Annotated in this window: 27 protein-coding genes and 1 tRNA gene; 24 read left to right on the top strand and 4 right to left on the bottom strand. The window is 32.3% G+C overall.

Features of this window, described 5'->3' with window-relative positions:
- From N2259_00790 to N2259_00720, 15 genes are all read left to right on the top strand, one after another.
- The coding region (locus N2259_00790) for a hypothetical protein (protein ID MCX7778769.1) at positions 1 to 420 on the top strand (420 nt) is incomplete at its 5' end.
- A gap of 22 nt (positions 421 to 442) precedes the next feature.
- Positions 443 to 763, top strand: coding sequence for a hypothetical protein (locus tag N2259_00785; GenBank protein ID MCX7778768.1), 321 nt, complete (start codon positions 443 to 445; stop codon positions 761 to 763).
- On the top strand, positions 753 to 4,256 hold the full coding sequence (locus N2259_00780) for an N-6 DNA methylase (protein ID MCX7778767.1): 3,504 nt from the start codon (positions 753 to 755) through the stop codon (positions 4,254 to 4,256). Before N2259_00785 ends, N2259_00780 begins: the two co-directional genes overlap by 11 nt.
- A 55-nt stretch (positions 4,257 to 4,311) precedes the next feature.
- Complete coding sequence (locus tag N2259_00775) at positions 4,312 to 4,632, top strand: hypothetical protein (GenBank protein ID MCX7778766.1); 321 nt, start codon at positions 4,312 to 4,314, stop codon at positions 4,630 to 4,632.
- Between the two features lie 63 nt (positions 4,633 to 4,695).
- Positions 4,696 to 5,721: an RNA 3'-terminal phosphate cyclase gene (gene rtcA / locus N2259_00770; protein ID MCX7778765.1), complete on the top strand. Its 1,026-nt coding sequence runs from the start codon at positions 4,696 to 4,698 to the stop codon at positions 5,719 to 5,721.
- A gap of 15 nt (positions 5,722 to 5,736) precedes the next feature.
- A complete protein-coding gene (locus tag N2259_00765; GenBank protein ID MCX7778764.1) occupies positions 5,737 to 6,834 on the top strand; it encodes a DUF763 domain-containing protein in 1,098 nt (365 codons plus the stop codon).
- A complete protein-coding gene (locus N2259_00760; GenBank protein ID MCX7778763.1) occupies positions 6,800 to 7,312 on the top strand; it encodes a TrmH family RNA methyltransferase in 513 nt (170 codons plus the stop codon). The genes N2259_00765 and N2259_00760 overlap by 35 nt, the downstream gene beginning before the upstream one ends.
- Positions 7,313 to 7,323: 11 nt before the next feature.
- On the top strand, positions 7,324 to 8,220 hold the full coding sequence (locus N2259_00755) for a radical SAM protein (protein MCX7778762.1): 897 nt from the start codon (positions 7,324 to 7,326) through the stop codon (positions 8,218 to 8,220).
- Between the two features lie 15 nt (positions 8,221 to 8,235).
- On the top strand, positions 8,236 to 8,790 hold the full coding sequence (amrA, locus tag N2259_00750) for an AmmeMemoRadiSam system protein A (protein ID MCX7778761.1): 555 nt from the start codon (positions 8,236 to 8,238) through the stop codon (positions 8,788 to 8,790).
- Positions 8,787 to 9,524, top strand: coding sequence for a metallophosphoesterase family protein (locus tag N2259_00745; protein MCX7778760.1), 738 nt, complete (start codon positions 8,787 to 8,789; stop codon positions 9,522 to 9,524). Before amrA ends, N2259_00745 begins: the two co-directional genes overlap by 4 nt.
- 90 nt (positions 9,525 to 9,614) lie before the next feature.
- Positions 9,615 to 10,091: a nitroreductase family protein gene (locus N2259_00740; protein ID MCX7778759.1), complete on the top strand. Its 477-nt coding sequence runs from the start codon at positions 9,615 to 9,617 to the stop codon at positions 10,089 to 10,091.
- Between the two features lie 6 nt (positions 10,092 to 10,097).
- On the top strand, positions 10,098 to 10,406 hold the full coding sequence (locus tag N2259_00735; GenBank protein ID MCX7778758.1) for a divalent-cation tolerance protein CutA: 309 nt from the start codon (positions 10,098 to 10,100) through the stop codon (positions 10,404 to 10,406).
- Positions 10,407 to 10,433: 27 nt separating this feature from the next.
- Positions 10,434 to 10,688, top strand: a complete 255-nt coding sequence (locus N2259_00730; protein MCX7778757.1) for a hypothetical protein — start codon at positions 10,434 to 10,436, stop codon at positions 10,686 to 10,688.
- Positions 10,689 to 10,733: 45 nt separating this feature from the next.
- Complete coding sequence (locus tag N2259_00725) at positions 10,734 to 11,204, top strand: aminotransferase class I/II-fold pyridoxal phosphate-dependent enzyme (protein ID MCX7778756.1); 471 nt, start codon at positions 10,734 to 10,736, stop codon at positions 11,202 to 11,204.
- Positions 11,138 to 11,668: an aminotransferase class I/II-fold pyridoxal phosphate-dependent enzyme gene (locus tag N2259_00720; protein ID MCX7778755.1), complete on the top strand. Its 531-nt coding sequence runs from the start codon at positions 11,138 to 11,140 to the stop codon at positions 11,666 to 11,668. The genes N2259_00725 and N2259_00720 overlap by 67 nt, the downstream gene beginning before the upstream one ends.
- 79 nt (positions 11,669 to 11,747) lie before the next feature.
- On the opposite strand, the gene N2259_00715 is transcribed toward N2259_00720, so the two are convergent.
- Positions 11,748 to 12,560, bottom strand: coding sequence for a bifunctional 5,10-methylenetetrahydrofolate dehydrogenase/5,10-methenyltetrahydrofolate cyclohydrolase (locus N2259_00715; protein ID MCX7778754.1), 813 nt, complete (start codon positions 12,558 to 12,560; stop codon positions 11,748 to 11,750).
- A 58-nt stretch (positions 12,561 to 12,618) separates the two neighbouring features.
- On the opposite strand from N2259_00715, the gene queA reads away from it, so the two are divergent.
- Together queA and N2259_00705 are read left to right on the top strand one after the other, a co-directional pair.
- Complete coding sequence (queA, locus tag N2259_00710; protein ID MCX7778753.1) at positions 12,619 to 13,659, top strand: tRNA preQ1(34) S-adenosylmethionine ribosyltransferase-isomerase QueA; 1,041 nt, start codon at positions 12,619 to 12,621, stop codon at positions 13,657 to 13,659.
- A 2-nt stretch (positions 13,660 to 13,661) separates the two neighbouring features.
- Complete coding sequence (locus N2259_00705; protein ID MCX7778752.1) at positions 13,662 to 14,201, top strand: epoxyqueuosine reductase QueH; 540 nt, start codon at positions 13,662 to 13,664, stop codon at positions 14,199 to 14,201.
- A gap of 66 nt (positions 14,202 to 14,267) precedes the next feature.
- Here the strand turns inward: N2259_00705 and N2259_00700 are convergent, their stop codons facing one another.
- A complete protein-coding gene (locus N2259_00700; protein MCX7778751.1) occupies positions 14,268 to 15,527 on the bottom strand; it encodes a serine hydroxymethyltransferase in 1,260 nt (419 codons plus the stop codon).
- Positions 15,528 to 15,673: 146 nt separating this feature from the next.
- Here N2259_00700 and N2259_00695 point away from each other — a divergent pair, with 146 nt between their 5' ends.
- The 5 genes from N2259_00695 to N2259_00675 all read left to right on the top strand — a co-directional run bounded on the left by N2259_00695 (position 15,674) and on the right by N2259_00675 (position 19,628).
- Entirely contained in the window at positions 15,674 to 16,036 is a 363-nt protein-coding gene (locus N2259_00695) for a hypothetical protein (protein MCX7778750.1), read from the top strand.
- Positions 16,037 to 16,178: 142 nt separating this feature from the next.
- Entirely contained in the window at positions 16,179 to 17,150 is a 972-nt protein-coding gene (locus N2259_00690; GenBank protein ID MCX7778749.1) for an aminoacyltransferase, read from the top strand.
- A gap of 4 nt (positions 17,151 to 17,154) precedes the next feature.
- Entirely contained in the window at positions 17,155 to 17,973 is an 819-nt protein-coding gene (locus N2259_00685) for an RMD1 family protein (GenBank protein MCX7778748.1), read from the top strand.
- Positions 17,973 to 18,045: transfer RNA gene (locus N2259_00680), tRNA-Arg, on the top strand. Before N2259_00685 ends, N2259_00680 begins: the two co-directional genes overlap by 1 nt.
- A gap of 299 nt (positions 18,046 to 18,344) precedes the next feature.
- Positions 18,345 to 19,628 carry an AAA family ATPase gene (locus N2259_00675; GenBank protein ID MCX7778747.1) on the top strand — a complete coding sequence of 428 codons (1,284 nt, stop codon included), beginning with the start codon at positions 18,345 to 18,347 and terminating at the stop codon, positions 19,626 to 19,628.
- On the opposite strand, the gene N2259_00670 is transcribed toward N2259_00675, so the two are convergent.
- Together N2259_00670 and N2259_00665 are read right to left on the bottom strand one after the other, a co-directional pair.
- Positions 19,612 to 21,195 carry a tRNA uridine(34) 5-carboxymethylaminomethyl modification radical SAM/GNAT enzyme Elp3 gene (locus N2259_00670; GenBank protein ID MCX7778746.1) on the bottom strand — a complete coding sequence of 528 codons (1,584 nt, stop codon included), beginning with the start codon at positions 21,193 to 21,195 and terminating at the stop codon, positions 19,612 to 19,614. The two genes, N2259_00675 and N2259_00670, sit on opposite strands and share 17 nt — an antisense overlap.
- Before the next feature lie 92 nt (positions 21,196 to 21,287).
- Positions 21,288 to 22,421: an amino acid permease gene (locus N2259_00665; protein MCX7778745.1), complete on the bottom strand. Its 1,134-nt coding sequence runs from the start codon at positions 22,419 to 22,421 to the stop codon at positions 21,288 to 21,290.
- A gap of 74 nt (positions 22,422 to 22,495) precedes the next feature.
- Between N2259_00665 and N2259_00660 the strand changes: the two genes are divergently transcribed.
- Positions 22,496 to 23,215, top strand: coding sequence for a methyltransferase domain-containing protein (locus tag N2259_00660; GenBank protein ID MCX7778744.1), 720 nt, complete (start codon positions 22,496 to 22,498; stop codon positions 23,213 to 23,215).
- A gap of 38 nt (positions 23,216 to 23,253) precedes the next feature.
- Positions 23,254 to 24,090, top strand: a complete 837-nt coding sequence (locus N2259_00655) for a hypothetical protein (protein MCX7778743.1) — start codon at positions 23,254 to 23,256, stop codon at positions 24,088 to 24,090.
- Positions 24,091 to 24,098: the final 8 nt, after the last annotated feature.

Genomic DNA, 24,098 nt, shown 5'->3' with positions numbered 1-24,098 from the left:
CGTCGACGAGTGTCACAAATAGAATTGGCTAAAAAATATAATTTAAAAAATTATCCCGCACCGGCTGGCGGTTGTCTTTTATGCGATCGAGAATTTGCAAAAAGACTGAAAACGATGCTTGAAAATTTTGGTAATTTAGATGAAAACGATACTAAACTTCTAAGACTTGGCCGACACTTTTGGTTGGACAAAACCTTAATTATTGTCGGTCGAAACCATGAAGAAAATTTGAAATTAAAAAAAATTGCTAAGAAAGGCGATATTTTAATTGAACTTAAAGATATTCCCGGCCCAACGACTCTTGTCCGCGGCAAAATGATCGTAAATAAAGCAATTAAAGCGGCAGAACTATTAACTAAAAAATATTCAAAAAAAGTAAAGGGCAGGAAAAGGACATTTTCTGTAATTTTGGTAAAATAAAGAAGATAAATCAAGAGAATTTATGAGAAGACATAAAAAACGAAAAAATGTCCAAAAATGGAAACACCCAGGCGGAAAACTCAGAGAACTTGGTCCTGATAAACTTTCTAATGCCGAACTTTTAGCTATTCTTATTTCAACTGGCATCAAAGGAAAAACAGCCGAAAACATAGCCCAAGAACTTTTAGAAAAATTTAATTCTTTTAAAGGTTTATCTAATCAACCACTTAAGAATTTATTAAAAATTAAAGGTTTAGGTGATGTAAAAGTGATTCGTATTGCTGCCGCCTTTGAAATTGCTAAAAGAATAGTTAGGGAGATATTAAAAAATTATGAAAAGTAAAAAATTAGGTAAGATTTCTAAAACAACCGAGACTAGAATTTCTAGCCCCTTTGATATTTCATCACACAAGACAGAAAGATCAGCTGTGGCGATACTAATGCATTGGATGAGAAATATTATTGAACAAAACAGTCTTGATTTGGGTTTACCTGATGTAGAAACTATTAGTAAAGATGGAAAATATCCAGACGCAGCTGTCTATAAAACTCGTCGGATTAGAGAAATTCTCTGTGAAATGGAATTTAAACCGCCATATTTTGATCCATTTGACGAAAAAGAATTGAAAATGCCGGCCTGGGAAAAAGCAAATAGTCAAAAAGCAAAATATTTTGCCACCTCAAATTTTAAAGAGTTGATTCTTTGGAATACTGAAAAAGTTAATGCCCAAGAGAAAGAAGAGAGGCAAATTGTTCAGAAATACCACCTATCAGAAATTAATGATCTCGATTTAATTGAAGAAGCGAGATTTAAAAATAGCATTATTGCTGGCCTTGATAAGTTTCTTAAAGATCTTTATCAAATCTCTACCGGCATAAAAGTAGAGCCAAAATTAGCCATTGATGAGTTTCTTATTTGGCGACTTCAAGAAATAATCAAAAAATTGGCTCATTACTATCAGGCAATAATTTATGATCAAGCGCATAAAGATAGTAAATTTATTAAAGATTTACGAAAATGGTTCATCGACCAAGGTTGGAGTTTTGCTTGGCAGAATAGCGATTTTGATAAAGCAGCTCGTCAAACCGCTTATCTTTTAGTTAATAAAATTCTTTTCTATAATGTTTTACAATCGAAACGGTCTAACGAACTCAATCCTCTATCCATACCAGAGGATATAACTAAGGGAGGTTTATTAAAAAGTTTTCTTCAGGGCTATTTTGGTCAAGTTCTTAAGATAGATTATGAGACAATTTATACAACTGATTTTATTGATCAACTTGCTTTTCCAGAAAGTCAAGAAGTAGTGGAAGAAATTAAAAAACTAGTCAATCTTCTTAAAAGATATGATTTTTCCACCCTTGGTTTTGATATCGTCGGCAGAGTTTTTGAACGCCTTATTCCAGAAGATGAGCGGCATACTTTAGGTCAGTATTTTACCAATCCCGATATTGTAGATTTAATTTTAAAGTTTTGTCTTCGACATGAAGATGACAAAATTCTAGATCCAGCTTGTGGTGCTGGGACTTTTCTGGTTCGTGCTTATCAACACAAAAAATTAATGAATCAAAGATTATCACATGAAAAAATATTGAATGATCTCTGGGGTATTGATATTGCTAAATTTCCTGCCCATTTAGCCACCATCAATTTGGCTATTAATGATTTAAGCGTTGACAAAAACTATCCTCGCATTATTCAAAAAGATTTTTTTGATCTCTTAAGTTTTGAAGATCAAGGATTTCAATTGCCAGAGGATGTAAGAAAAATAATGTTAAAGACAGTGAGTGGCAAGGAATTAGAAATTATTCATCCGCGCTGGTTTGAGGTAATTGTTGGTAATCCACCCTATACTCGTCAAGAAGAAATTTCCGAAATAAGCGGTGAAAAGACCTACAAAGAGCGTTTAATTAATAAAGCCCTCACTTATGGTCCTCGGAAAACAGCCAATATTTCTAAACGTGCTGGCATTTATACTTATTTCTTTATTCACGGCACAAAATTTTTAAAAAATAACGGTCGTTTTGGTTTTATTGTCTCTAATGCCTGGTTAGACGTAGAATATGGTACCGGCCTTCAAGAATTTTTTCTCAAAAATTATAAAATCATTGCTGTTATTGAATCAAAGGTTGAAAGATGGTTTGAAGACGCTGATATCAATACCTGTCTTGTTATTTTGGAAAAAGCGAGTGGCCTAGAATTCAAAAAAGAACGTGATGAAAATCTCGTCCGTTTTGTCTATTTGTTAAAACCATTGCGCCATTTTATTCCACCGGCTCAAGATATTTGGGAAAAACAAAAACAAAGATTAGATAAAATTGATGAACTGATAAAAACAATTAAATTCCATAACGAATTTTATCAGAATGACGAGTTGCGAATTTACCCAAAAAGACAATCAGAGCTTTGGGATGAAGGGTTCGATATAGAAAAACAAAAATATATCGGCTCAAAATGGGGCAAATACATCCGGGCGCCGGAGATTTTCTTTAAAATTTTGGAAAAGGGTAAAGATAAATTAGTGCCCTTGAAAGAAATTGCTGATGTACGATTTGGTATTAAGACCGGTGCTAACGAATTTTTCTATTTAACCGAGGAAGAGATAAAAAGGAGGAAAATTGAAAAAGAATTTTGGATGCATCAAGATGAAAATGGTCATTGGCTACCGAACTATGTCATTAAAAGCCCGCGAGAATGTAAATCAATTATTGTCAAACCAAAAGATTTAAAGTATCGAGTGTTAATGATTCATAAAGATAAAAAAGAATTAAAAGGAACAAATGTTTTAAAATATATTTTAGAAGGCGAACGAAAAGGATTTCATAAAAGACCAACCTGTGCTGGTCGGGAAATGTGGTGGGCTCTGCCAGATGAAAGACATGAAATATTATGGTGGGTTAATATTGGAGAAAGATTTGCTTGTTTTCTTAATCCAAGTCAAATTTACGCCGATAAAATGTTTTATTACCTTACCCTTAAAGATGGTTCATATAAAAAAGTCTTTTTGTCGATTATAAATTCAACCCTTCAACGCCTCATAATAGAAAATTCTGGCCAAGAATTAACAGGCGCTTTAACAGTGGTCACATTGACCGTAGATCATTTAAAAAATTTATTTTTTATTAATATAAAAAAATTGTCTGGTAATATAATTAAAAAATTGGAAAAATGTTTCGATATAATTTCAAAAAGAACTATTGGTAATATTTTTGAAGAAATAGGTACAGAAAATTCGCAGACAGTTTCTTTAGATAAAATAAAACCTGATCGTCGCGAATTGGACAGAATTATTATGGGCGAAATTTTAGGACTTACTGACGAGGAACAACTTGAGGTTTATCGGGCAGTCGTTGATTTAGTAAAATCAAGAATTGAAAAAGCAAAGAGTGTTGATAAAAAGAAAAAAACAAAAACTGGTATTGACATTGAGGCATTAATTAATACTGTTTTAGAAAAAATTGGTGAAAATACTTTAAAGAAATTTTATAAAGAAAAAATTCTTTACCGTAAAGATTTGATTCTTAAAAAATTACCCTCTAAAATTGATAAATTAAAAATTCGTAAATCTACTCTCGGTTGGGTGTTAGATTATAAAAAAAATAACTTTATTAACTGTCGTTCAGAAATCGAGGCTCGTTATCTTAAAATTTGGCTTGAGGTTGGTGCTCAATCAATTAAAATTCCAAAAAGTCAGAAATATTTAGAAAAAATTATTGATGACTTAGAACGTACAAAATCCAATATAGATGGAATTATTAAAGATTATCTTGATTCAATCTTAGATCAAAAAATCAAAAATCAAATTCTCTACCAAATCTGGCAGAGAATAATCTAAATAATAATTGAACAAGAAAAATAAATAACGAATAACGTCTCTTAAAAAAAGCAAAATGAAAATTCTTCTTCAAAAAGAAAATGGTCTTAATTTAATAAAATTAATCAGACGTTGCGGTTACCGAGAAATTAAAGATAAAAAGACTGGCCAAATAAGCTTTGTTCATCGAGTTGGCCTTTATTCTTATCCAAGATTTCATTTATACCTTCAAAAAGAGACACCAAAAGAAATAATTTTCAATTTACATTTAGATCAGAAAAAACCATCATATGTTGGCTCTCCAGCTCACTCCGCTGAATATAATACCGAGACAGTCAAACGAGAGGTAAAAAGAATAAAAGAAGAAATCAAAAAGCAACTCACAGAAATTAAATAAAATTATTCACTTTTAGGTATATACGTTTTTTTGTGAATAATTTTTTAACTTTTTTAAAATATGATGAGGGGGAAAATATTAAGAATTGATGGAAGTTATGGTGAGGGGGGTGGTCAGATTTTGCGGACAAGTTTATCTCTTTCGATAATAACCAATCAGGCTGTTGAAATTTTTAATATCCGGGCCAAAAGAAAAAATCCTGGTTTACAAGCACAACATTTAGCAGCAGTAAGGGCAGCGGAAAAAATTTCTCAAGCAAAAATTTCTGGAGCAAAAATTGGTTCTCAAGTTTTAAAATTTGAGCCTAAAAAAATTAAGTTTGGCAAATTTGAATTTGATATTGGCACCGCTGGTTCAACTACGCTGGTTGCCCAAACTATTTTGCTACCATTGGCTTTTTCTAAGCACCCCTCTGAAGTTTTAATAATAGGTGGAACGCATAATCCTTTAGCTCCACCTTTTCATTATTTTTCAGAAGTTTTTTTACCTACGATAGAGAAATTAGGTATAAAAGCGGAAAGTAAACTTGAAAAATATGGTTTTTATCCAAGGGGCGGAGGAAGAATGAGGCTATTTGTTTCCCCAACAGCAAAGATTGAGGAGAAAAATTTTTTAACCAGAGGAAAACTTCAAAAAATCTCTGGCCTTTCTACGGTGGCTAATCTAAATTTTTCTATTGCTGAACGACAAAAAGAGGCCGTTCTTAGCATCTTAAAAAATATCACGATCGTTAAGAAAATTAAGACAGAGAAAATTTCAGCCTTATCTCCAGGCACGTTTATTTTCTTAAAAGCAGAATTCGAAGATACTCTAGCCGGTTTTTCTTCGTTAGGCGCAATTGGCAAGCCAGCGGAAAAAGTCGGCCAAGAGGCAGCGAAAGATTTTTTAGCCTATTTTCACTCAAACAAAGTCTTAGACCCTTATTTAGCTGATCAGATTGTCTTATACCTGGCCTTAACTAAAAAACCTTTTGCCTTTACGGTTTCAAAAATAACTAATCATCTTTTGACTCATCTTTGGCTTCTGGAAAAATTTTTAGGTGTTAAAATTAAAGTTGATCAAAACGAAAATAAAATTTTTAAAGAATAGTTTTGAAAAATAACTATGCGAACAGGAATTGCCAATTTACCACTTCATTGGGGTTTGATGCCAAGCTGGCTTTTTGCCAGAATGAAAAAATTAGCCCGCGCCATCATTGAAGCGATGATTTTAGAATTTGGTCAAAAAGAAATTTTATTTCGCCTTGCTGATCCTTATTGGTTTCAGTCTTTTGGCTGTCTTCTAGGCTTTGATTGGCATTCTTCTGGTTTGAGTACAACTGTTTGCGGGGCGATCAAGGAAGCATTACGAGGGACAGAAAAATCTTTTGGCCTTTTTGTCGTTGGCGGTAAGGGAAAAACTTCAAGAAAAGCGCCATCAGAAATTGAGGAATATGGCGAGAAATTTTCTCTGAAATTTGTTCCAAAACTTATTTATGCTTCAAAAATGTCAGCCAAAATTGATAATTCTTGCTTACAAGATGGTTTTCAAATTTATCATCATACTTTCATTTTTACTAAGCAAGGAGACTGGGCCGTCATTCAACAAGGAATGAATCCAGAAATTCAAATGGCTCGACGCTATCACTGGCTATCTCTTAATTCATCTAATTTTAATTTTGTTAATGAACCACATTCAGCCGTTTGTTGCGATTTTAAAACAAAACCACTAAATTTAGTAGCTAAGGAGAGTGAGAAAACAAGAAAAATTTCTACCGAAATTGTTCGTGCCCCTTTCCAAAATTTCTTAAAAGATTTTAAAAAAATTAGAGTCTTAAATATGCCCAAATATCACTGGATTCCATTGAAACCAGAAGGAGAAAAAAGAATGATAAAAAATTTATTTATTGCTCACGAAAAACAACCAAAAAATTATGAAGAGTTGGTTTCTTATCAAGGCATTGGTCCAAAAACATTACGCGCTTTAGCTTTAATTTCGGAGTTAATCTATGGGGCTAAGCCGAGTTTTCATGACCCGGTCCGATATTCATTTGCTCATGGCGGTAAAGATGGTACACCTTATCCGGTTAATAAAAAACAATATGATCAATCAATTTCTATTTTAGAAAGAGCTCTCTGTAGAGCCAAAATAAGCAATTTAGATAAAACCAAGACATTGAAGATACTTTATGGCCGACCAAAGATTTTATCTTCTTTTAGATAATCTTCGTTCGATTTTTAATGTTGGGGCAATTTTTCGGACTGCTGAAGCAGCTGGTATTGATAAAATTTATCTTGGCGGTATTACCTCTCTTGCTAGCCGGCAAACAGGAAAAGAAAGAGAAAGAGAATTAAATATCAAAATACACAAGACAGCTTTAGGTGCCGAAAAAATAGTTCCTTGGGAACACTGTTGGCAGAGTTGGCGAATCGTGGAAAAATTAAAAAAGGAAGATTTTTTTATTGTTGCTTTAGAACAAACCAAAAAAAGTATTTGCTATACAAAATTAAGACCAAAATTTCCTTTACTTTTAATTGTTGGCAACGAAGTCAAGGGCGTTTGTCAGAGTTTATTAAAAAGAGCTGATAAAATTATTTATCTGCCAATGTATGGCAAGAAAGAATCTTTAAATGTAGCAGTGGCGACTGGCATTGCTATCTACGAAATTAACAAATTTAGAAAATTAAAAATTAAAAATTAAAATCTTTATCAATGTTTCCTTCTTATCTTAATTTGTCGAAGAAAGAGTTAAGAAAGAGGGTTGAAAGAGCTATTGCTTTTTTAAATCCTTGCCAAATCTGTCCAAGAAAATGTAAGATTAATCGATTAAAAAATGAAAAAGGCTTTTGTCGCTTAGGTCGAAAAGCAAAAGTTTCATCCTTTCATCCTCATTTTGGCGAAGAAAAATTTTTGGTTGGTGTTTATGGCTCGGGGACAATTTTTTTTACTTCATGCAATTTGGCTTGTATTTTTTGTCAAAATTATGAAATTTCTCAATTAGATTATGGTCAGGAGGTTTCTGCTAAAAATTTAGCTGAAATAATGATTTATCTACAAAAAATTGGTTGTCATAATATCAATTTAGTTACTCCCACCCCACAAGTGCCACAAATTTTAGAAGCCTTAGAAATAGCCATTGAGAAAAAATTAAAAATTCCTTTAGTTTATAACTCAAATGGCTATGATTCGGTTGAAACTTTAAAAGTTTTAGAGGGAATTATTGATATTTATATGCCCGATGCAAAGTATTTCGATAATCAAAGAGCAATAAAATATTCTTCAGCTCCAAATTATTTTGCAATAATGAAAGAAGCAATCAAAGAAATGCATCGGCAGGTGGGAGATTTAATTACTGAAAATGGTGTGGCTAAAAAAGGGTTGATTGTTCGACATTTAATTCTACCAAATGATTTGGCCGGGACAGAAAAAATTATGAAATTTTTAGCTGAAGAAATTTCAAAAGAAACATTTGTTAATATTATGGACCAATATTATCCTTGCTATAAGGCTTTTCAATGTCCAGAGCTTTCTCGTCGTATTATTTTAAAGGAATATCAAGCAGCCATTAATTTAGCCAAAAAATATGGTCTTTATCGTTTTGCTGATTAAGATATAATTAAAAAAATGGAAAATAATTTTTCAGAAAAAGAAAGAAAAGCATTGTTGAAAATAGCGCGAAATTCAATTGAATTTTATTTGAAATATAGAAAAATACCTCAAATTCAAACTAGTGGATCTGAAAAACTGAAAGAAAAAAGAGCCGTTTTTGTTACTTTAAAAAAAGATGAAGAATTACGAGGTTGTATTGGTCATTTAGAACCCCAATATCCTTTAGGGGAAGCAGTCGCGAGAATGGCTGTGGCGGCGGCTGTCGGAGACAACCGCTTTTTACCCATCACTTTAGAAGAATTATCAAAAATAAAAATCGAAATTTCCATCCTTTCTCCTCTAAAAAAAATTTCTCATCCCTCTCAGATCAAATTAGGTGAGCATGGTGTTATTATCAAACGCGGTTTTCAAGGCGGCACCTTTTTACCAGAAGTGGCGAAAGAATTTAATTACAATTTAGAAGAATTTCTAAATGTTTTATGTCTCCGTAAGGCAGGACTACCAGCTGATGCCTGGTGTGATCCTGAAACAGAGATTTATATTTTTACGACCATCAAAATAAAAGAGTGAAAATAGGTATTTTATCAGATATCCATTCAAATTTAGAAGCTTGTAAGGCAGTAATCTTTGAATTAGAAAAAAAGAAAATTGAAAAAATTTGGCACCTAGGTGATATTGTTGGTTATGGGCCAAATCCGAATGAATGTATTGAATTGATTAGAAAGAAAAAAATAATTTCTTTAGCTGGTAATCATGATTTAGCAGTTATCAAAAAAATTGGCGTAGAATTTTTTAATCCTTATGCTGCTTTAGCAATAAAAATTAATACTTCTGAAATTTCTCAAGAAAACAAAAAATTTTTAGAAAATCTACCCTTAACTTTAAAACCAGAAGAAAATATTATTCTAACCCATGGTTCAATTCGTGATCCAATCTGGGAATATCTAATGGAAATTTATCAAGCCAAAGAAAATTTCTGTTTTTTTCAAGAAAAGATTTGTTTTGTTGGCCATTCTCATTTGCCTATGATTTTTGAAAAAAGAGATAACAAAATTTATCAATTTCGGTTTCCGCCGGATAAAACGTTTCTAAAATTTGAAAAAAATTCTCGTTATATTATTAATCCCGGTTCAGTTGGCCAGCCACGTGATCAAAATCCAAAAGCCAGTTTTATTATTTTTGACAACGAATTTTTGACTTTAGAATATCATCGGGTAGAATATGATTATCAAAGGACCCAAGAAGCAATGAAGAGTAAAGGTTTCCACAGTTTTTTAATTGAGCGACTTGCTATTGGTTATTGAGTTAAGATATAAAAATATCCATCTATTATTTTGAACGATTGTTTTATTTAGTCGAACAAGAAATGATAAATAATTATTTTTAAAAATGTTATGATAGATTTTTGGCAAACAATTAAGAAAAGACATTCAGTTCGTTCCTTTGATTCTAAAAAAGATGTGGCCGACAAAGATCTTCAAAAAATTATTGAAGCGGCAAAAATGGCACCGTCGGCTGGTGGAATTTATCCAACAGATTTTATTGTTGTTCGTGATCAAAAAACAAAAAAACAAATTGCTAAAGCAGCTCTTGGTCAGTATTTTATTTCTGAAGCACCGTTGGTCATTGTTGTTGCAGTTGATGTCGAAAAAACAGCTTCAAGATATGGCGAGCGCGGTCGGAATCTGTACGTCATTCAAGATTCAGCAGCGGCCACAGAAAATTTAATTTTAGCCGCTACCGCCTTAGGATTAGGAACTTGTTGGGTTGGGGCTTTTGATGAAAATGAAATTGCCAAAATTTTGCAATTAAAACAATCATTTAGACCATTAGCCATTATTCCGGTGGGCTATGAAAAACAATTAAATTGATAAGTTATGATTTTAGTCTACGCCACCTTTCCTAATAAAAAGTCAGTCGAACAAGTAATAAAGAAAATTTTAAGGAAAAAATTAGCAGTCTGTATTAACTATTGGTCAATCGATTCAAAATATCTATGGATGCAAAAAATTGAAAAAGCAAAAGAATGGGCGATAATGATAAAAACTTTAAAGAAAAATTATCGAAAGATTGAAGAATTGATCAAGAAAAATCATCCTTATCAAATTCCTGCTATTTTTTCTTGGTCATTAGAGAAAGTTGAAAGAAATTATTTAAAGTGGCTAAAAAAAACAATAAAAATATAAACAGCAATTCTTCACAAAAAAATGCATATGCCTGAAAAATATAAAAATTTAGTCAGAAGAGAGATCTTGTTTCGCGCTAAGGAGACCCAATTCTCACCGATCAGAAAATTTGTGCCACTTTTAGAAAAAATAAAAAAGAAAAGTATTAAAGTCTTTGAGGTTCATATTGGTCAACCGGACTTAGAAACGCCAAAAGAAATTTTAGCGAGAATTAGAAACTTCAAAGAAAAAGTTTTGGCTTATACACCTTCTGATGGTTTACTTGCAGTGAAAAGGGCTTGACAGAAATATTTTAAGGGGGTAAAAATTGATTTTAGCCTTTCAGAGGTGGTGGTGACGATTGGTGCTAGTGAAGCCATTCTATTTGCCTTTGCTACCATTTGTCAACCAGGCGAAGAAATTATTGTTTTTGAACCTTTCTATACTAATTATAATGGTTATGCCTCAATGACTGGTATTAAGTTAAAACCAATTAAGACTTTAGCAGAAAATGGTTTTCATTTGCCCGATAGAAAAGAAATTGAAAGAAAAATTAATGGAAAAACAAAAGGTATCATTATTTGTAATCCAAACAATCCGACCGGTACTGTTTATAAGAAAGAGGAATTGAACATAATTTCTAAAATTGCTAAAAAATATAACCTCTTTATTATAACCGACGAGACTTATCGTGAGTTTGTTTATGATGGCGAAAAACATTATTCAATGATGAATTTTCCAGAGATTTCTCAGTGGGTAATTTTAGTAGACAGTGTTTCAAAAAATTCTCGGCCTGTGGGACGCGAATTGGTGTTTTAGCCAGTAAGAATAAAAGAGTTATTGAGTCGGCGATAAAATTTGCCCAAGCCAGACTTTCTTTACCAATGGTTGAACAGTTAGCCGTTGTTCCTCTTTTAGAGAATTCTCAGAAATATCTTAAAAAAATTATTTTCGAATATAAAAAAAGAAGAGATATAGTCTTTCAAGAGATGAGGACTATTCCCGAGGTAATTACTGTTGAGCCGAAAGGGGCTTTTTATTTATTCGTCAAAATTCCATGGCTCAAAGATTCGGATCATTTTGCTGAGTGGTTGTTGACGAAATTTGCCGATCAAGGAAAAACAGTTTTAGTTGCCCCAGGGACTGGTTTCTATGCCACGCCAAAGGGTGGTAGAGACGAATTTCGCATTGCCTTTGTTTTATCAAGTTCAAAACTTAAAGAAGCAATGAAGATTTTAAAAAAAGGACTAGAAAAATATAGAAATAATACCACCCTACTTTGAGCTTTGATAATCTTTTTATTAAATTTGGATTTTTTACTTATATTAGACCAGACCTTTTGTAATAAAAATTTTTATAAATTTAATTTTTTGCGGCTTTTAAAACATTTCTCATTAAATAAGCCACAGTTAAAGGACCAACGCCGCCTGGCACCGGAGAAAGAGCGCTAACTTTTTGCGCACAACTTTCAAAATCAACATCACCAACGGCTTTTTTCTTAACTCGTGAATAGCCGATATCAACAATGACAGCTTTGTTTTTGACCATTTCTTTTTTTAAAAATTTCGGTTTTCCAATAGCAATAATTAAAATGTCAGCCCTTTTTAGACATTTTCTATATTCGGGCGAGTATGGGGAATAGTTATTTTTGAGAATTATTTTGACCTTCGCTCCTTTATTTCTTAGCATTCTAGCCAACGGTTGGGCGAAAATTAAAGAATTAGCCAAAATTGCTATTTTTTTATTTTTTATTTTAATTTTATAAAAAGATAAAAGTTTTAAAATTGCTTGATGAATCGGAGAAATAAATTTTGTTTTCGGATGAAACCCATCGATATCTTTCTCCGGCAAAATTGAACGTATAATTTTTAAAGGATGCAAATTTTTAGGTAGGGGTAATTGGACAATAAGGCCATGAATTTTTTTATTTTTATTTAGACTTTTAATCAGTTTAATAATTTTTTTCTCTGATATTTTTGACGAAAATAAAAATTTTTTAAAAGTAAAACCTAGTCTTTTAGCTGTTTTTTCCTTTAATCCAACGTAAACTTGTGAAGCCTCGTTTTTGCCAACCATTATCACCGCTAGGCCAGGTTTTATTTTAAACCTAGCCATTTCTTCTTTTATTTCTTGATAAATTTTTTCCGCAATAGGTTCACCGAGCAGTAATTTCATAATTTAAAATTTATGATAAATATGATAAAATTTTAACAGAACTGCCTAAAAAATCTATATGAACCTTGAAGATTTTAATTATTCATTGCCAAAAAACTTAATTGCTCAAAAGTTAATTTATCCAAGAGACCACTCCCGTCTCATGGTTTTAGAGAGAAAAAATAAAAAAATTGGTCATCATTATTTTTTTGAAATTGGAAGATTTTTAAAAGAAGGAGATGTTTTAGTTTTGAATCGATCAAAAGTCTTTCCGGCTCGTCTTCATGGTCGAAAAACGAGCGGTGGACGGGTAGAGATAATTTTATTAAGACCAGAAAAAAAAGAATTCTCTCAGCCTTTAAGAGAAAATTTATGGCGAGTCATCGGTCGACCAAGATTAAAGGTTGGTCAAAGATTAATTTTTTCTTCAAAACTTGAAGCAGAAATTATAAAAGATTTAAAGCCAGAAAAATTGATAAAATTTAGCCAAAAAGGAGAAAATTTAGAAAAACTAATTTATCAATTAGGCAAAACACCTACCCCTCCTTATATTCAGCCAAAAATTCAAGATTCAGTTTTAAGAAAGCAGTACCAAACTGTTTATGCTGAAGAAATTGGCTCAGCTGCTGCGCCAACAGCCGGTTTTCACTTTACAAAAAAGTTAATTCAAAAATTGAAAAATCAAGGTGTTCGGTTTGAGAAAATTACTCTTCATATTGGACGCGCTACTTTTGAACCAATTAAAGGGGAAAAAATTCCCGATGCCATTCCTGAAGAATTCGCAGTGATTGAGAAAAAAACTTCTCAACGTCTTAATCAAGCAAAAAAAGAGGGACGGCGAATTATTGCTGTCGGGACGACCGTTGTTCGAACGTTGGAAGGTTTTGCAAAAAATGGTTGGTTAACAGCGGGCAAAAAATTTGTTGACCTTTTTATTTATCCTGGCTACCAATTTAAATTTATTGATGGTTTAATTACAAATTTTCACTTACCTCGCTCAACAAATCTGATTTTAGTGGCTACCTTTGCCGGTAAAAATTTTCTTTTAAAAGCCTATCAAGAGGCCGTTCGTAAAAAATATCGCTTTTATACTTTTGGTGATGCGATGTTTATCTTTTAATTATGAAATTAGTCCTTCACACTTGTTGTGCAATTTGCGGAATTTATTTAGCTGATTTTTTTAGAAACCGGTCAGAAAAAACCTTTCTTTATTTTTATAATCCTAATATCTATCCACCCGAAGAATACCAAAGAAGATTAGAAGCGACAAAAAAAATGGCAGAAATTTATCATTTAGATTTTTTAGCTGGTGAGGATGACTCAGCTTTTTGGTGGCAACAAATAAAAGGTTTAGAAAAAGAGCCAGAAGGCGGTAAAAGATGTGAAATTTGCTTTCAAATGAGATTAGAAAAAACCGCTCAACTCGCCAAGACACTTAACTATGATACCTTTGCGACAACTTTAGGCATCAGTCCTTATAAAAAATTATTTTTAATCAATCATTTAGGCAATAAAATTGCTCAGAAATTTGGCTTGAATTTCTTTTCTTTGACTGAAGAAAATAAAAAAAATTTTTGGTCAAAATCTCGAGTTTTGGCTAAAAAATTTAATTTTTATCATCAAAAATATTGCGGTTGTTTATTTAGCTGGCAACAAAGATGATTTATAAATTTTTGGTTGATAAGCCCTTAAACGGATAATTTTTGTTTTTAAAGACCAAAACCTTTTTCATAAATTTTGATAAAGAGGAAATTTTTTTGTTAAATTCTGAACCTCTTTTTTTATCTCTTTTTTTATCTTTTTTGATTTTGGGTTTAAAATTATTTTCGCTATCATTTTACCAATCAATTTCATTTCTTTTTCCTTCATACCCCTGGTAGTCAGAGCAGGCGTTCCTAAACGCAAACCAGAAGGATCAAATGGCGAACGCTGATCGTAAGGGATGGTGTTTCGATTGACATAAATACAGACCTCTTCTAATAATTTTTCTGCTTCTCGGCCAAAAATTCCTGTCTCGGTTAGATCAATTAAAAGTAAATGAGAATCAGTGCCACCGCTGATAATTTTCAAACCATTTTTTTCCAATGATTTGACAAGGGCGCGAGCATTGTTGATAATTTGGCGTGCATATTTTCTAAAGCTTGGTTTTAGGGCTTCGCCTAAAGCCACGGCTATCGCGGCGGTATTGTTATCATGTGGCCCGCCCTGAAGGCCGGGAAAGACAGCTTTGTTAATGGCTTCAGCATATTTATTTTTAGCAAAAATGATCGCCCCCCTTGGTCCTCGCAGGGTTTTATGAGTAGTCATCGTGACAACATCAGCGTAAGGAAAAGGAGATGGATAGACTCTCGCAGCAATTAAACCGGCCAGGTGAGCGATATCGGCCATCAAAATGGCATTAACCTTTTTGGCAATTTGGCCAAATTTTTTAAAATCAATTTTTCTCGGATAAGCCGTATAGCCACAGACAATTATTTTTGGCTTTTCCTTTTTAGCTAATTTTAAAATTTCCTCGTAATTTAAAAGATGAGTTTTTGGATCGAGACCGTATTGGATGGGAGTGAAAAATTTTCCCGAAAAACTAACTTTATGGCCGTGGGTTAAATGACCACCATGAGAAAGGGTCATACCCATTAATTTGTCACCTGGCTGAAGTAGAGCCGCATAAACAGCAAAATTAGCCGGCGAACCAGAATATGGCTGGACATTAACTTGCCAATTTTTCCACTCTGATTCTGGTAAAAAAAGTTTTTTCGCTCTTTCAATGGCTAAATTTTCTATCTCGTCAATAAATTGATTGCCACCATAGTATCTTCGTCCTGGATAGCCTTCAGAATATTTATTAGTTAAAGGCGAGCCAAGAGCCTTTAAAACTGCTTGAGAGGCAAAATTTTCCGAAGCAATTAGAACTAGACCATTTTGCTGCCGCCTAATTTCATTTCTAATAATTTTGGCCAATTTTGGATCAGTTTTGGTTAAATTTTTCATATCATATCTTTAAATTATAATTCTTTAATTTTCATTGTCCAGCTCTTCTTTTGATAAGAAGAAGAAAATATCGGGGGCAATCAAAGCTCCCAAAAAAGGAGGCAATTGTGTCTTGGTTTGACCATCTTATTAAACAACTATCAATAATGCAACCAGACGACATCATCGAACCCTCGGACGAAGTAAATCCTTTGCATGAGGAAATAATCGGTGAAATAGCCGACGAGAATATTAAAAAACTCTATACTCTTAGCCTTAATTTGGAGAAATCAGCCTTTATGACTTTCGGTCGAGCAATGGTAACAGCTATGTTTGAAAATCAAAGGGATGGTGATATCCTCAACAAAACTTTCTTTAAGTCTTACGAATTCAGAACTAAAGCTCAAATTCTAAGAGACATTTTTTGGGTCTGTGTGCAAGATACATTTGACCTTTGGGACAAAAGTAAAATCGGAATCCGAAAGGGCTTCATTGTCGTGGCGATCAAAGACGTCAAAGACAAGGATTAATTAATAAAATTTTAAAAGAAAGGGAGATTTTTTTAATCTCCCTTCTTATAAATTTAATTTTTTATTACCAAAACTTCTTTTTTTCTCATTGTCAAGATTTTAGATCATTGAATAAATTTAAGAATTTTGATAAAATTTGGCTATGGAAATTAAAGAAATTAAAGAAAAAGAAGTTTGGCAGACTTTTATTTCTTCCTTTGAAATGGCGCCATTTCTTCAAAGTTGGGAATGGGGTGATTTTCAAGAAAGCTTAGGTCGAAAAATTTGGCGATTAGGATTTTTTAAAAACGATCAATTAATTGGCATCACTCTTCTGATAAGAATGTTATTACCAATAAAGAAAAGCTATCTATATTGTCCGCGCGGACCTATTTTAAGAGAGAATAATATTGAGACAATAAAAATATTTTTTAGAAAAATTAACGATTTGGCCAAAAAAGAGAATATTATCTTTCTGCGTTTCGAGCCACTAGACAATTTTCAAGTTTCAATTTTCAATTTTTCGTTTAAAAAAATTAACGACCTCCAACCTTCAAAGACTATTTTACTTGATTTGACCAAATCCGAAAAGGAAATTTTAGAAAATATGCATCCAAAAACAAGGTATAATATAAAATTGGCAGAGAAGAAGGGAGTGAGAATCAAAATTGGTCAAAGTGAAGAAGAGATTGAAATCTTTTTAAAGCTTTTATCCCAGACAGCCCAGCGGGATAGGTTCCAGACTCACCCTTTTAATTACTATCGAAAAATGTTTCGATTAGATAAAAATTTTATCAAACTTTTTTTCGCTGAATATCAAGGAAAAATAATTGCCGGTAATTTAATGATTTTTTTTGCTGATACCGCTACCTATCTTCACGGCGCTTCTGATCATCAACACCGAAATGTAATGGCTCCTTACCTATTACATTGGACAGCAATCAAAGAAGCTAAACGATTATGTTTAAAATATTATGATTTTTGGGGGATTGATGAAAAAAAATGGCCAGGTGTAACGCGTTTTAAAAAAGGGTTTGGAGGAGAAATCAAAGAATATCCTGGTACTTTTGACTCTATTTTTAACTATTTTTGGTATAGACTCTATCAATTGGGAAGAATTTTGAAAAAAATATAAAAATATGGAACTAAAACCAAAAAAAGAGATTAAAGAAATCAAAGCCATTGAGTTAGCTAAAAATTTTGAAATTAAAGAAATTTATACTCGCTTTCGCAAGATGTTTACCGTTATCTCTTACAATCCAAGCTATATTTATTTTGCCGTCTATCCGAAAAGAAAACAATATCTCCTAGTTTTAAAGTATGGAGTCGTTGTTTTAATTAATAACTCAGAAATTTTTGAAAAAAGGATTCTTTCTTTGATTGAGCCATTGATAAAAGAAAAGTCACTTTATAATTTTGAAAAAATTAAAATTGTCGTTGACACAAGGTCTCTAGAAAATAAAGTTTTATTTGACCGAGTAATTTTATTTAAAGAAGACGAAAAATACGGAGAAATTTTAGCCATTCTCCTGGCCCAATCATTAGCTTTAGAAGCCTATGAAAGAAAGGTTGACAAACTTCTTGTTGAATTTTCACAAAGTTTTCAAAACTTAGCCTTTACTTTAAAAAGAATTTTTTCGCCAGGCATTTCGAAAATTGTTACCGAAATTCAGGAAACAATTTTTCTTCACCAAGATTTGATTGCTAACCTAGAGATTTTAGATAAACCAGAAACAGCTTGGGAGAAGAAAGAATACAATGATCTTTATTTTGATTTCTCTCAAGAACTTGAATTGCCAGAAAGAATTTCAATTTTAGAGCAAAAAATTTCTCTTTTGAAAGGGAATATGACCACTATTTTAGAGATTGTTAATGCTCGTCGTTTAGAAATTTTAGAATTAATTATCATTATTTTGATTTTAATCTCAGTTATTCAAGGGATTTTTTATTTTAAATAGTCCCCATAGTTTAATGGAAAAAACGTTGGCCTCCGGAGCCAAAGATTGCAGGTTCGATTCCTGCTGGGGACAAAGAAAAAATTATGAATTTTGCCCATATGTTTTGTGAAATTTTTGGGCGATTTTTTAATGTTTCGAAAAATGAAAAGGACAAAAATTATAAATTTTTTCAATAATCCCAAGAGTTATCCTCACAAAGTAAAAAAAATTAAACATCTGCAAACCTATATTTCTGATATTTTTTAACCGGCCAATTTGCTTATAAGATAAAAAAGCCAGTTAACTATGGCTATTTAGATTTCACGACATTAGCTAAACGAAAATTTTTTTGTTTTCAGGAATTGAAATTAAATCAACGGTTATCACCAGCAATGTATTTAGAAGTAATACCTCTGATTGAGAAAAATGGTCAATTAAAATTAGGTGGCCAAGGTAAGATTATTGATTATGTTTTAAAGATGAAAGAAATTCCGCAAAAATATTTAATGGATCGTCGGGTTAAAAAAGGAGAAATTAACAAAAAAATCATTGATCAATTAGCCAAAATCGTTGCTAAATTTCATCAAAAAGCCAAAACTTCAAAAAAAATTTCTTATTTCGGTTCTTTAAAAATTATTCAAAAAAATTGGCAGGAAAATTTTTCCCAGACCCGATCATTTATTGGCAGAACAGTTTCTCAAAAAGATTTTTATTTCATTAAAAAATCAGTGGAAGAATTTATTAAAAAAAATAAGAAATTATTTCAACAAAGAATTGGTGAGAAAAAGATTCGCGACTGTCATGGCGATCTCCACACGAGAAATATTTTTGTCACGCCAAAGAAAATTTATATTTTCGACTGCATTGAATTTAATGATCGTTTTCGCTATCAAGACGTGGTCAACGAAATTGCCTTTTTGGCTATGGATTTAGATTTTTTAAACCGAAAAGATTTATCAGATTATTTTGTCAAAAAATATATTGAATCTTCTCATGAGAAGAATTTGACAAAACTGCTTTTATTTTATAAATGTTATCGCGCCTATGTTTGTGGTAAAGTTCTCAGTTTCCGGTTGGGGGAAAGAAATTTGTCATGGTGGCGAAAATTGTTTTATCAAAAAATTAGCCAGAGATATTTTAGATTGGCTAGAAAATATGTTCAGGAATGGCAAAAACCGATTTTAATTCTTGGCGCTGGCTTACCAGGCATCGGTCGGAGTACACGCTTAAAACTTTTAGCCAAAAAAATTAAGGCGAAAATTTTAGATAGCGATCTTATCCGTCGTCAGATTTTTCAAAAACCAAAATATGATTTTAAAAGCAAGTTATTAGTTTATCAAAAAATGATGAGAAAGGCGGAAAAATTTCTCAAACAAGGTAAGAAGGTGATTTTAGACGCCACCTTTTCTTTAAAAATTTATCGTCAATTAGCTATAGATTTAGTCAGAAAACTAAAAATTTCCTATTTTGTTATTGAATTTTATTGCCCTAAAAAAGTCGCCAAAAAAAGATTAGAAAAGAGAGATAGAGAGAAATCAATTTCTGAAGCAAATTGGCAAGTTTATCAAAAAATAAAAAAAGAATTTGAACCGATTCAAGAAAAAGAAAATTATCTTAAAATTAACACTGCTTTACCCTTAGAGGAATCTGTCAATAGAATTATCCAATATTTTTGACCATATAACTTTGTTGAAGTCTATAACCAATTTTTCGCCAATATTGGCGAGCGCCGACGCCGGAAATAACAGCTATTTTTTTAGCACCAATTTTTTTTGCCAGTTGCTCGGCTTTGCGGACAAGTTTTTTGCCTAAGTTTTGATGCTGGGTGGCCCCCTTTTTTCTTTTACCGATTTCTACTATTTCGCCGTAGCTGTGGAGTTCACGAATGATAGCTGATTTTTTGAGAACCTTGAAGATAGAGTTTAAAATAGAAGATTGAGGCAGATAGAGACGAAGAAAAGCAAGAATCTTGTCATTTTTTTTATCCTCGAAAGAAAGAAAAATTTCTTTACCATTATTAGCCTGATATTCTCTTTTGACCAGAATTAAATTTTTAATTTTTAATTTTAAATTTTTAATTTCACGACAACGGATGCATTGACATTTCAACCCCCTTTTTGCCATTTCTTTTTTGACAACCTCGCGTAAATTGGAGATCTTTGTTCCGCCAAAAATTTTTGGTGAAGGAATATCGCGGAAGATTCGGATGATTCGCACGTAAGGAGGGACAATTTTTTTTATCTGGACCAATAAATTGATTAAAGTTTTATCGTCGTAAGGTTGGTATTTTCCTCTTTTCCATAATTGATAAAGTTTTGAACCCTTGGTTACCACACAAGGATAAATTTTTAAGTAATCTGGTCGAAAATTTGAATCAGAAAATAATTTTTTAAAAACTACCAAATCTTTTTGGGGTGTCGAGCCATAAAGTCCGGGCATAAGATGATAGCAAATTTTGAATCCAGCATTTCTCAACAATTTTGTTGCTTCAACAATTTCTTTTAAACCATGACCACGCTGATTCTTAGTTAAAATTTTTTCATCGAGTGTTTGGACACCTAACTCAACCTTCGTTATTCCCAATTCCCGCATTCTTTTTATTTCTTTTAAACTGATTAAATCCGGTCGTGTTTCCACACTAATACCAATAATTCTATTTTTTGCTTTTTCATTTTTTTTCTGTGCCTCCGTTAATTTTTTACTTGCTGAAAAATTAGCGCCATCAAAACATCTTTTAATAAACCATTCTTGATATCTTTTTGGATAAGCGCTCCAGGAGGCGCCGATAATAATCAATTCGATTTTGTCGGTTGAATGTCCTGTTTTTTGTAAAGTTTCAATCCTTTTTTTAACCTGTAAATAAGGATTATAGTTCAAAAGACGAGCTCTTTCGGCGGCTGGCTCGCCAGCCAAATAACTTTTTGGAAAGCCCTTTTCAGTTGGACAATAAAGGCATTGGCCAGGACAGGGATAAGGTTTGGTCAAAACAGAGACAACGGCTACACCAGAAAGAGAGCGAACCGGTCTTTTTTTTAACATTTCCTCAAAAAATAAACAACGTCTTATTTTTTTCTGCGATCGCAGTAATTTATAAGACGAGAGAATTTCGACATAACTTGGGGGTGATATTTGATATTTCTTAGTTAATTTTCTGAACAAAGATAAAAAACTCTCGCCAGATTGAAACTTTTTTTGAGAGAGTTCTTGAATAATTTTGATAATTTTTTGTTTGTGCGAAGTCATTTTTTTTATTTTAATAAAAATTTAAAAGATTGTCAAAAAAAATAAAAAGGGCTTAAGAAAAACTTTTCGAATTTTGAAATTAATTAGATGTTTTATTTTGAAAGAAGATAGATAATTTCAAAACCAAGGCCGATCAGCAAAGCAATAACTAATGGATAAAGCCACCAAGGCGTTGGTCGTTGAAATCTTTGTTGGATGAAATTTTTGTAGATAAAAATTACCAAGATTGCTTCTAAACCCAAAGCAATCGCGCCAGTTAAACCAATAACCTCAATGAAATTTTTCACGCCGATGAAATATAAAGTTAAGGGAATAAAACAAGTTAAGGCCCAAGAAATTTTTGGCGAAATTTTAAAATCATACCAAAAAATTTTCTTTAATGTTAAACCCAAAGTGATAAAAGAAGTGAAAGTGGTAATCAAACCAAAAAGATAACCAATGGCAATAATGCGGTCACCAATAGCAAAAGCAAAACCCGAAATAGCATTTTCTGAAGTTTTTAGACCAGAGGCGCCTAAAATGGCAAAAATAAAAATTAGATAACAGAAAGCAGCGGTCAAAATACCCCAAATAATTACTTTTCTTAATTTTTCCTGGTCTCTTTCAACCATTTCTTTAACTTCAGGAATCAAAGCAATACCCCAAAGAGCAAAAAGGACAACACCATAAGGCAAGGTGAGAAAACGAGAATTAAAAGTCGTAAAATGTTCAAATTTGATAAAAGGAATGGCTCGCCAGAGGAAAAAAAGAAGAAGAAAAACAAAAATAATTAGCATAACTAATTCAAAACGAGAAATAATCTCAATGCCGCGATAGATTAAAAAAGCACCAAAAAGAAAAAAGAGGAGGATATAGAAAATTGGCCAGCCACCTAACCATGGTTTCAGAAAAAGATATAGAAATTCGCCACCAATAATCAAATAAGCAAGTAAGGCACCAACTAGAGACAAAGAGGAAACAATAAAAGCAAAATTCTTTGCTTTTGGGCCAATATATTCTTCGGCGTAACCAGGAATGCGTGCTACCTTATGGGTATCGCGGGCAACCTCACCTAAAAGAGAATGAACAATAATGGCTAAAAAAATAATGGCGAGAAAATAGAAAAGAACGACAAAAAAACCAGCTTTCATCGCCACATAAGGCAGACCAAAGATACCGACACCAACAATTGTTCCGGTAAAAGTTGCCCAGGCTTTGAGAAAATGACGATTTTTTTTAAAGGTCATAGAGGGGATAAGTTAATTTTATTTTAGACATTTTAACATATTTTCAAAAATTTTCTATAGATTATAATAAAAATATGAGAGAAGAAATAGCTCAGAGAATTTTAGAGGAGACAAAGAAAAATTATGAGAAAATTGCTGAGCAATTTTCTCAAACCAGACAATGGCCTTGGGGGGTGATGAAATTATTTTTGGCTTATCTAAACGATGGGGATAAAATTTTAGATATTGGCTGTGGCAATGGAAGACTTTATGATTTACTCAAAGAAAAAAGCATTGAATATGTAGGGATTGATAACTCAGAGAGGTTGGTAGAAATGGCGAAAAAGAAATTCCCAATGACAAGGTCAGAATTTTTGGTGATGGACGCTTTAAATTTAGAATTTCGAGACGAAGAATTTGACGCAGTTTTTATGATAGCCGTTTTACCACACCTCCCCTCGCAAAAATTACAGATTAAGGTACTAAGTGAGGCGTATCGTGTTTTGAAGATTGACGGCTATCTTTTTTTAACTTGCTGGAATCTTTGGCAACCAAAATTATTTTTTCATAATTTCATTCAGCGCTTAAAAAAACCAAAATTATATCAAGATTTAGGTTGGAAAGATTTCTTTGTCCCCTGGCATCTTTCTTCAAACGAAATTATTCAAAGATTTTACCACGCTTTTACCAAAAAAGAGTTAAAAAAAATCTTAGAAAAAGTTCATTTTAAAGTTCAAGATATTTTTTATGAAGAAAGAGGCCAAAAGTCAAACTGGCTTAAAAGCTTTAACCTTGTTGCTTTAGCTAAAAAGTGATATAATAAATTTCTATTAACAATTAACTTGCCAATATTATGGAATTAGAAAAAGAGAAAATCTTTCCTAATATTTTTCGACAGACTCAAGAGGTCTATCAAGAAATGATGGAAAATCGAGAAAAAAGAAAAATGATTATTTCCTTTTTAAATTATTCAGAACAGACAAAAAGAACATTAAGTTGTTGGGGAAGGATTCGGTGGGAGAAAATAGGAACTGGCGAATGGAAAGTAGGTAAAGAATGGGAAAATGTTTTAGCTGAAATTTTGGCAGCGAAAAAATTTTTTGGTGAAAATGCCAAAATTTGGTTAAGCGATCCTCGTGACGACCAGAACGGTGTTGATTTAATTATTTATCTTGGTGAAGAAAAAGACATTTTATTAGCTATTGATTTGACACTAAATAGTAAAGAAACGGTGCTAGAAGAAAAGTTTGAATGTTTTAAAAACAGTAACCCTGTCCCACTAGAGATTCCTCCAGAAATAAGAAAAAATAATCCTGAGGCTTTGAGGTTTGTTTTAACTCTGCCCAAAATAGCTGGCTTAGAAACGATCAATCGCTTTTTTCATTATTTGAGTCATACAACAAGAGTTGAAGAACTTAAAAAAGACGAAAGTTTTCAAAAAGATGAATTAATCAACGCTATTCTTTATGAATTTTTAGAACAAATGAATCTTCAGCTAGAGAAATTTTCTCAAACTGGAAGAGCCACTTTTCTGCCTTACTCAAGAATTATCAGTAATCTGCGAGAATTTTTTTCGAAACAGCTCGAAGGTTTAAAGAAAGAATCAACGCCGACGAGTGAAGAGATTAAAAATTTTTTAGCCCAAACTTTTCTAGGGAAAAAGACAAGAGAGATAATTAAAAAAATTTAATCACAAAA

The organism is Patescibacteria group bacterium (assembly GCA_026417895.1).
GTDB lineage: Bacteria > Patescibacteriota > Patescibacteriia > UBA2591 > CALHIP01 > CALHIP01.
The sequence above is the reverse complement of the archived record's forward strand: the minus strand, read 5'-3'. Positions and strand labels throughout refer to the sequence as shown.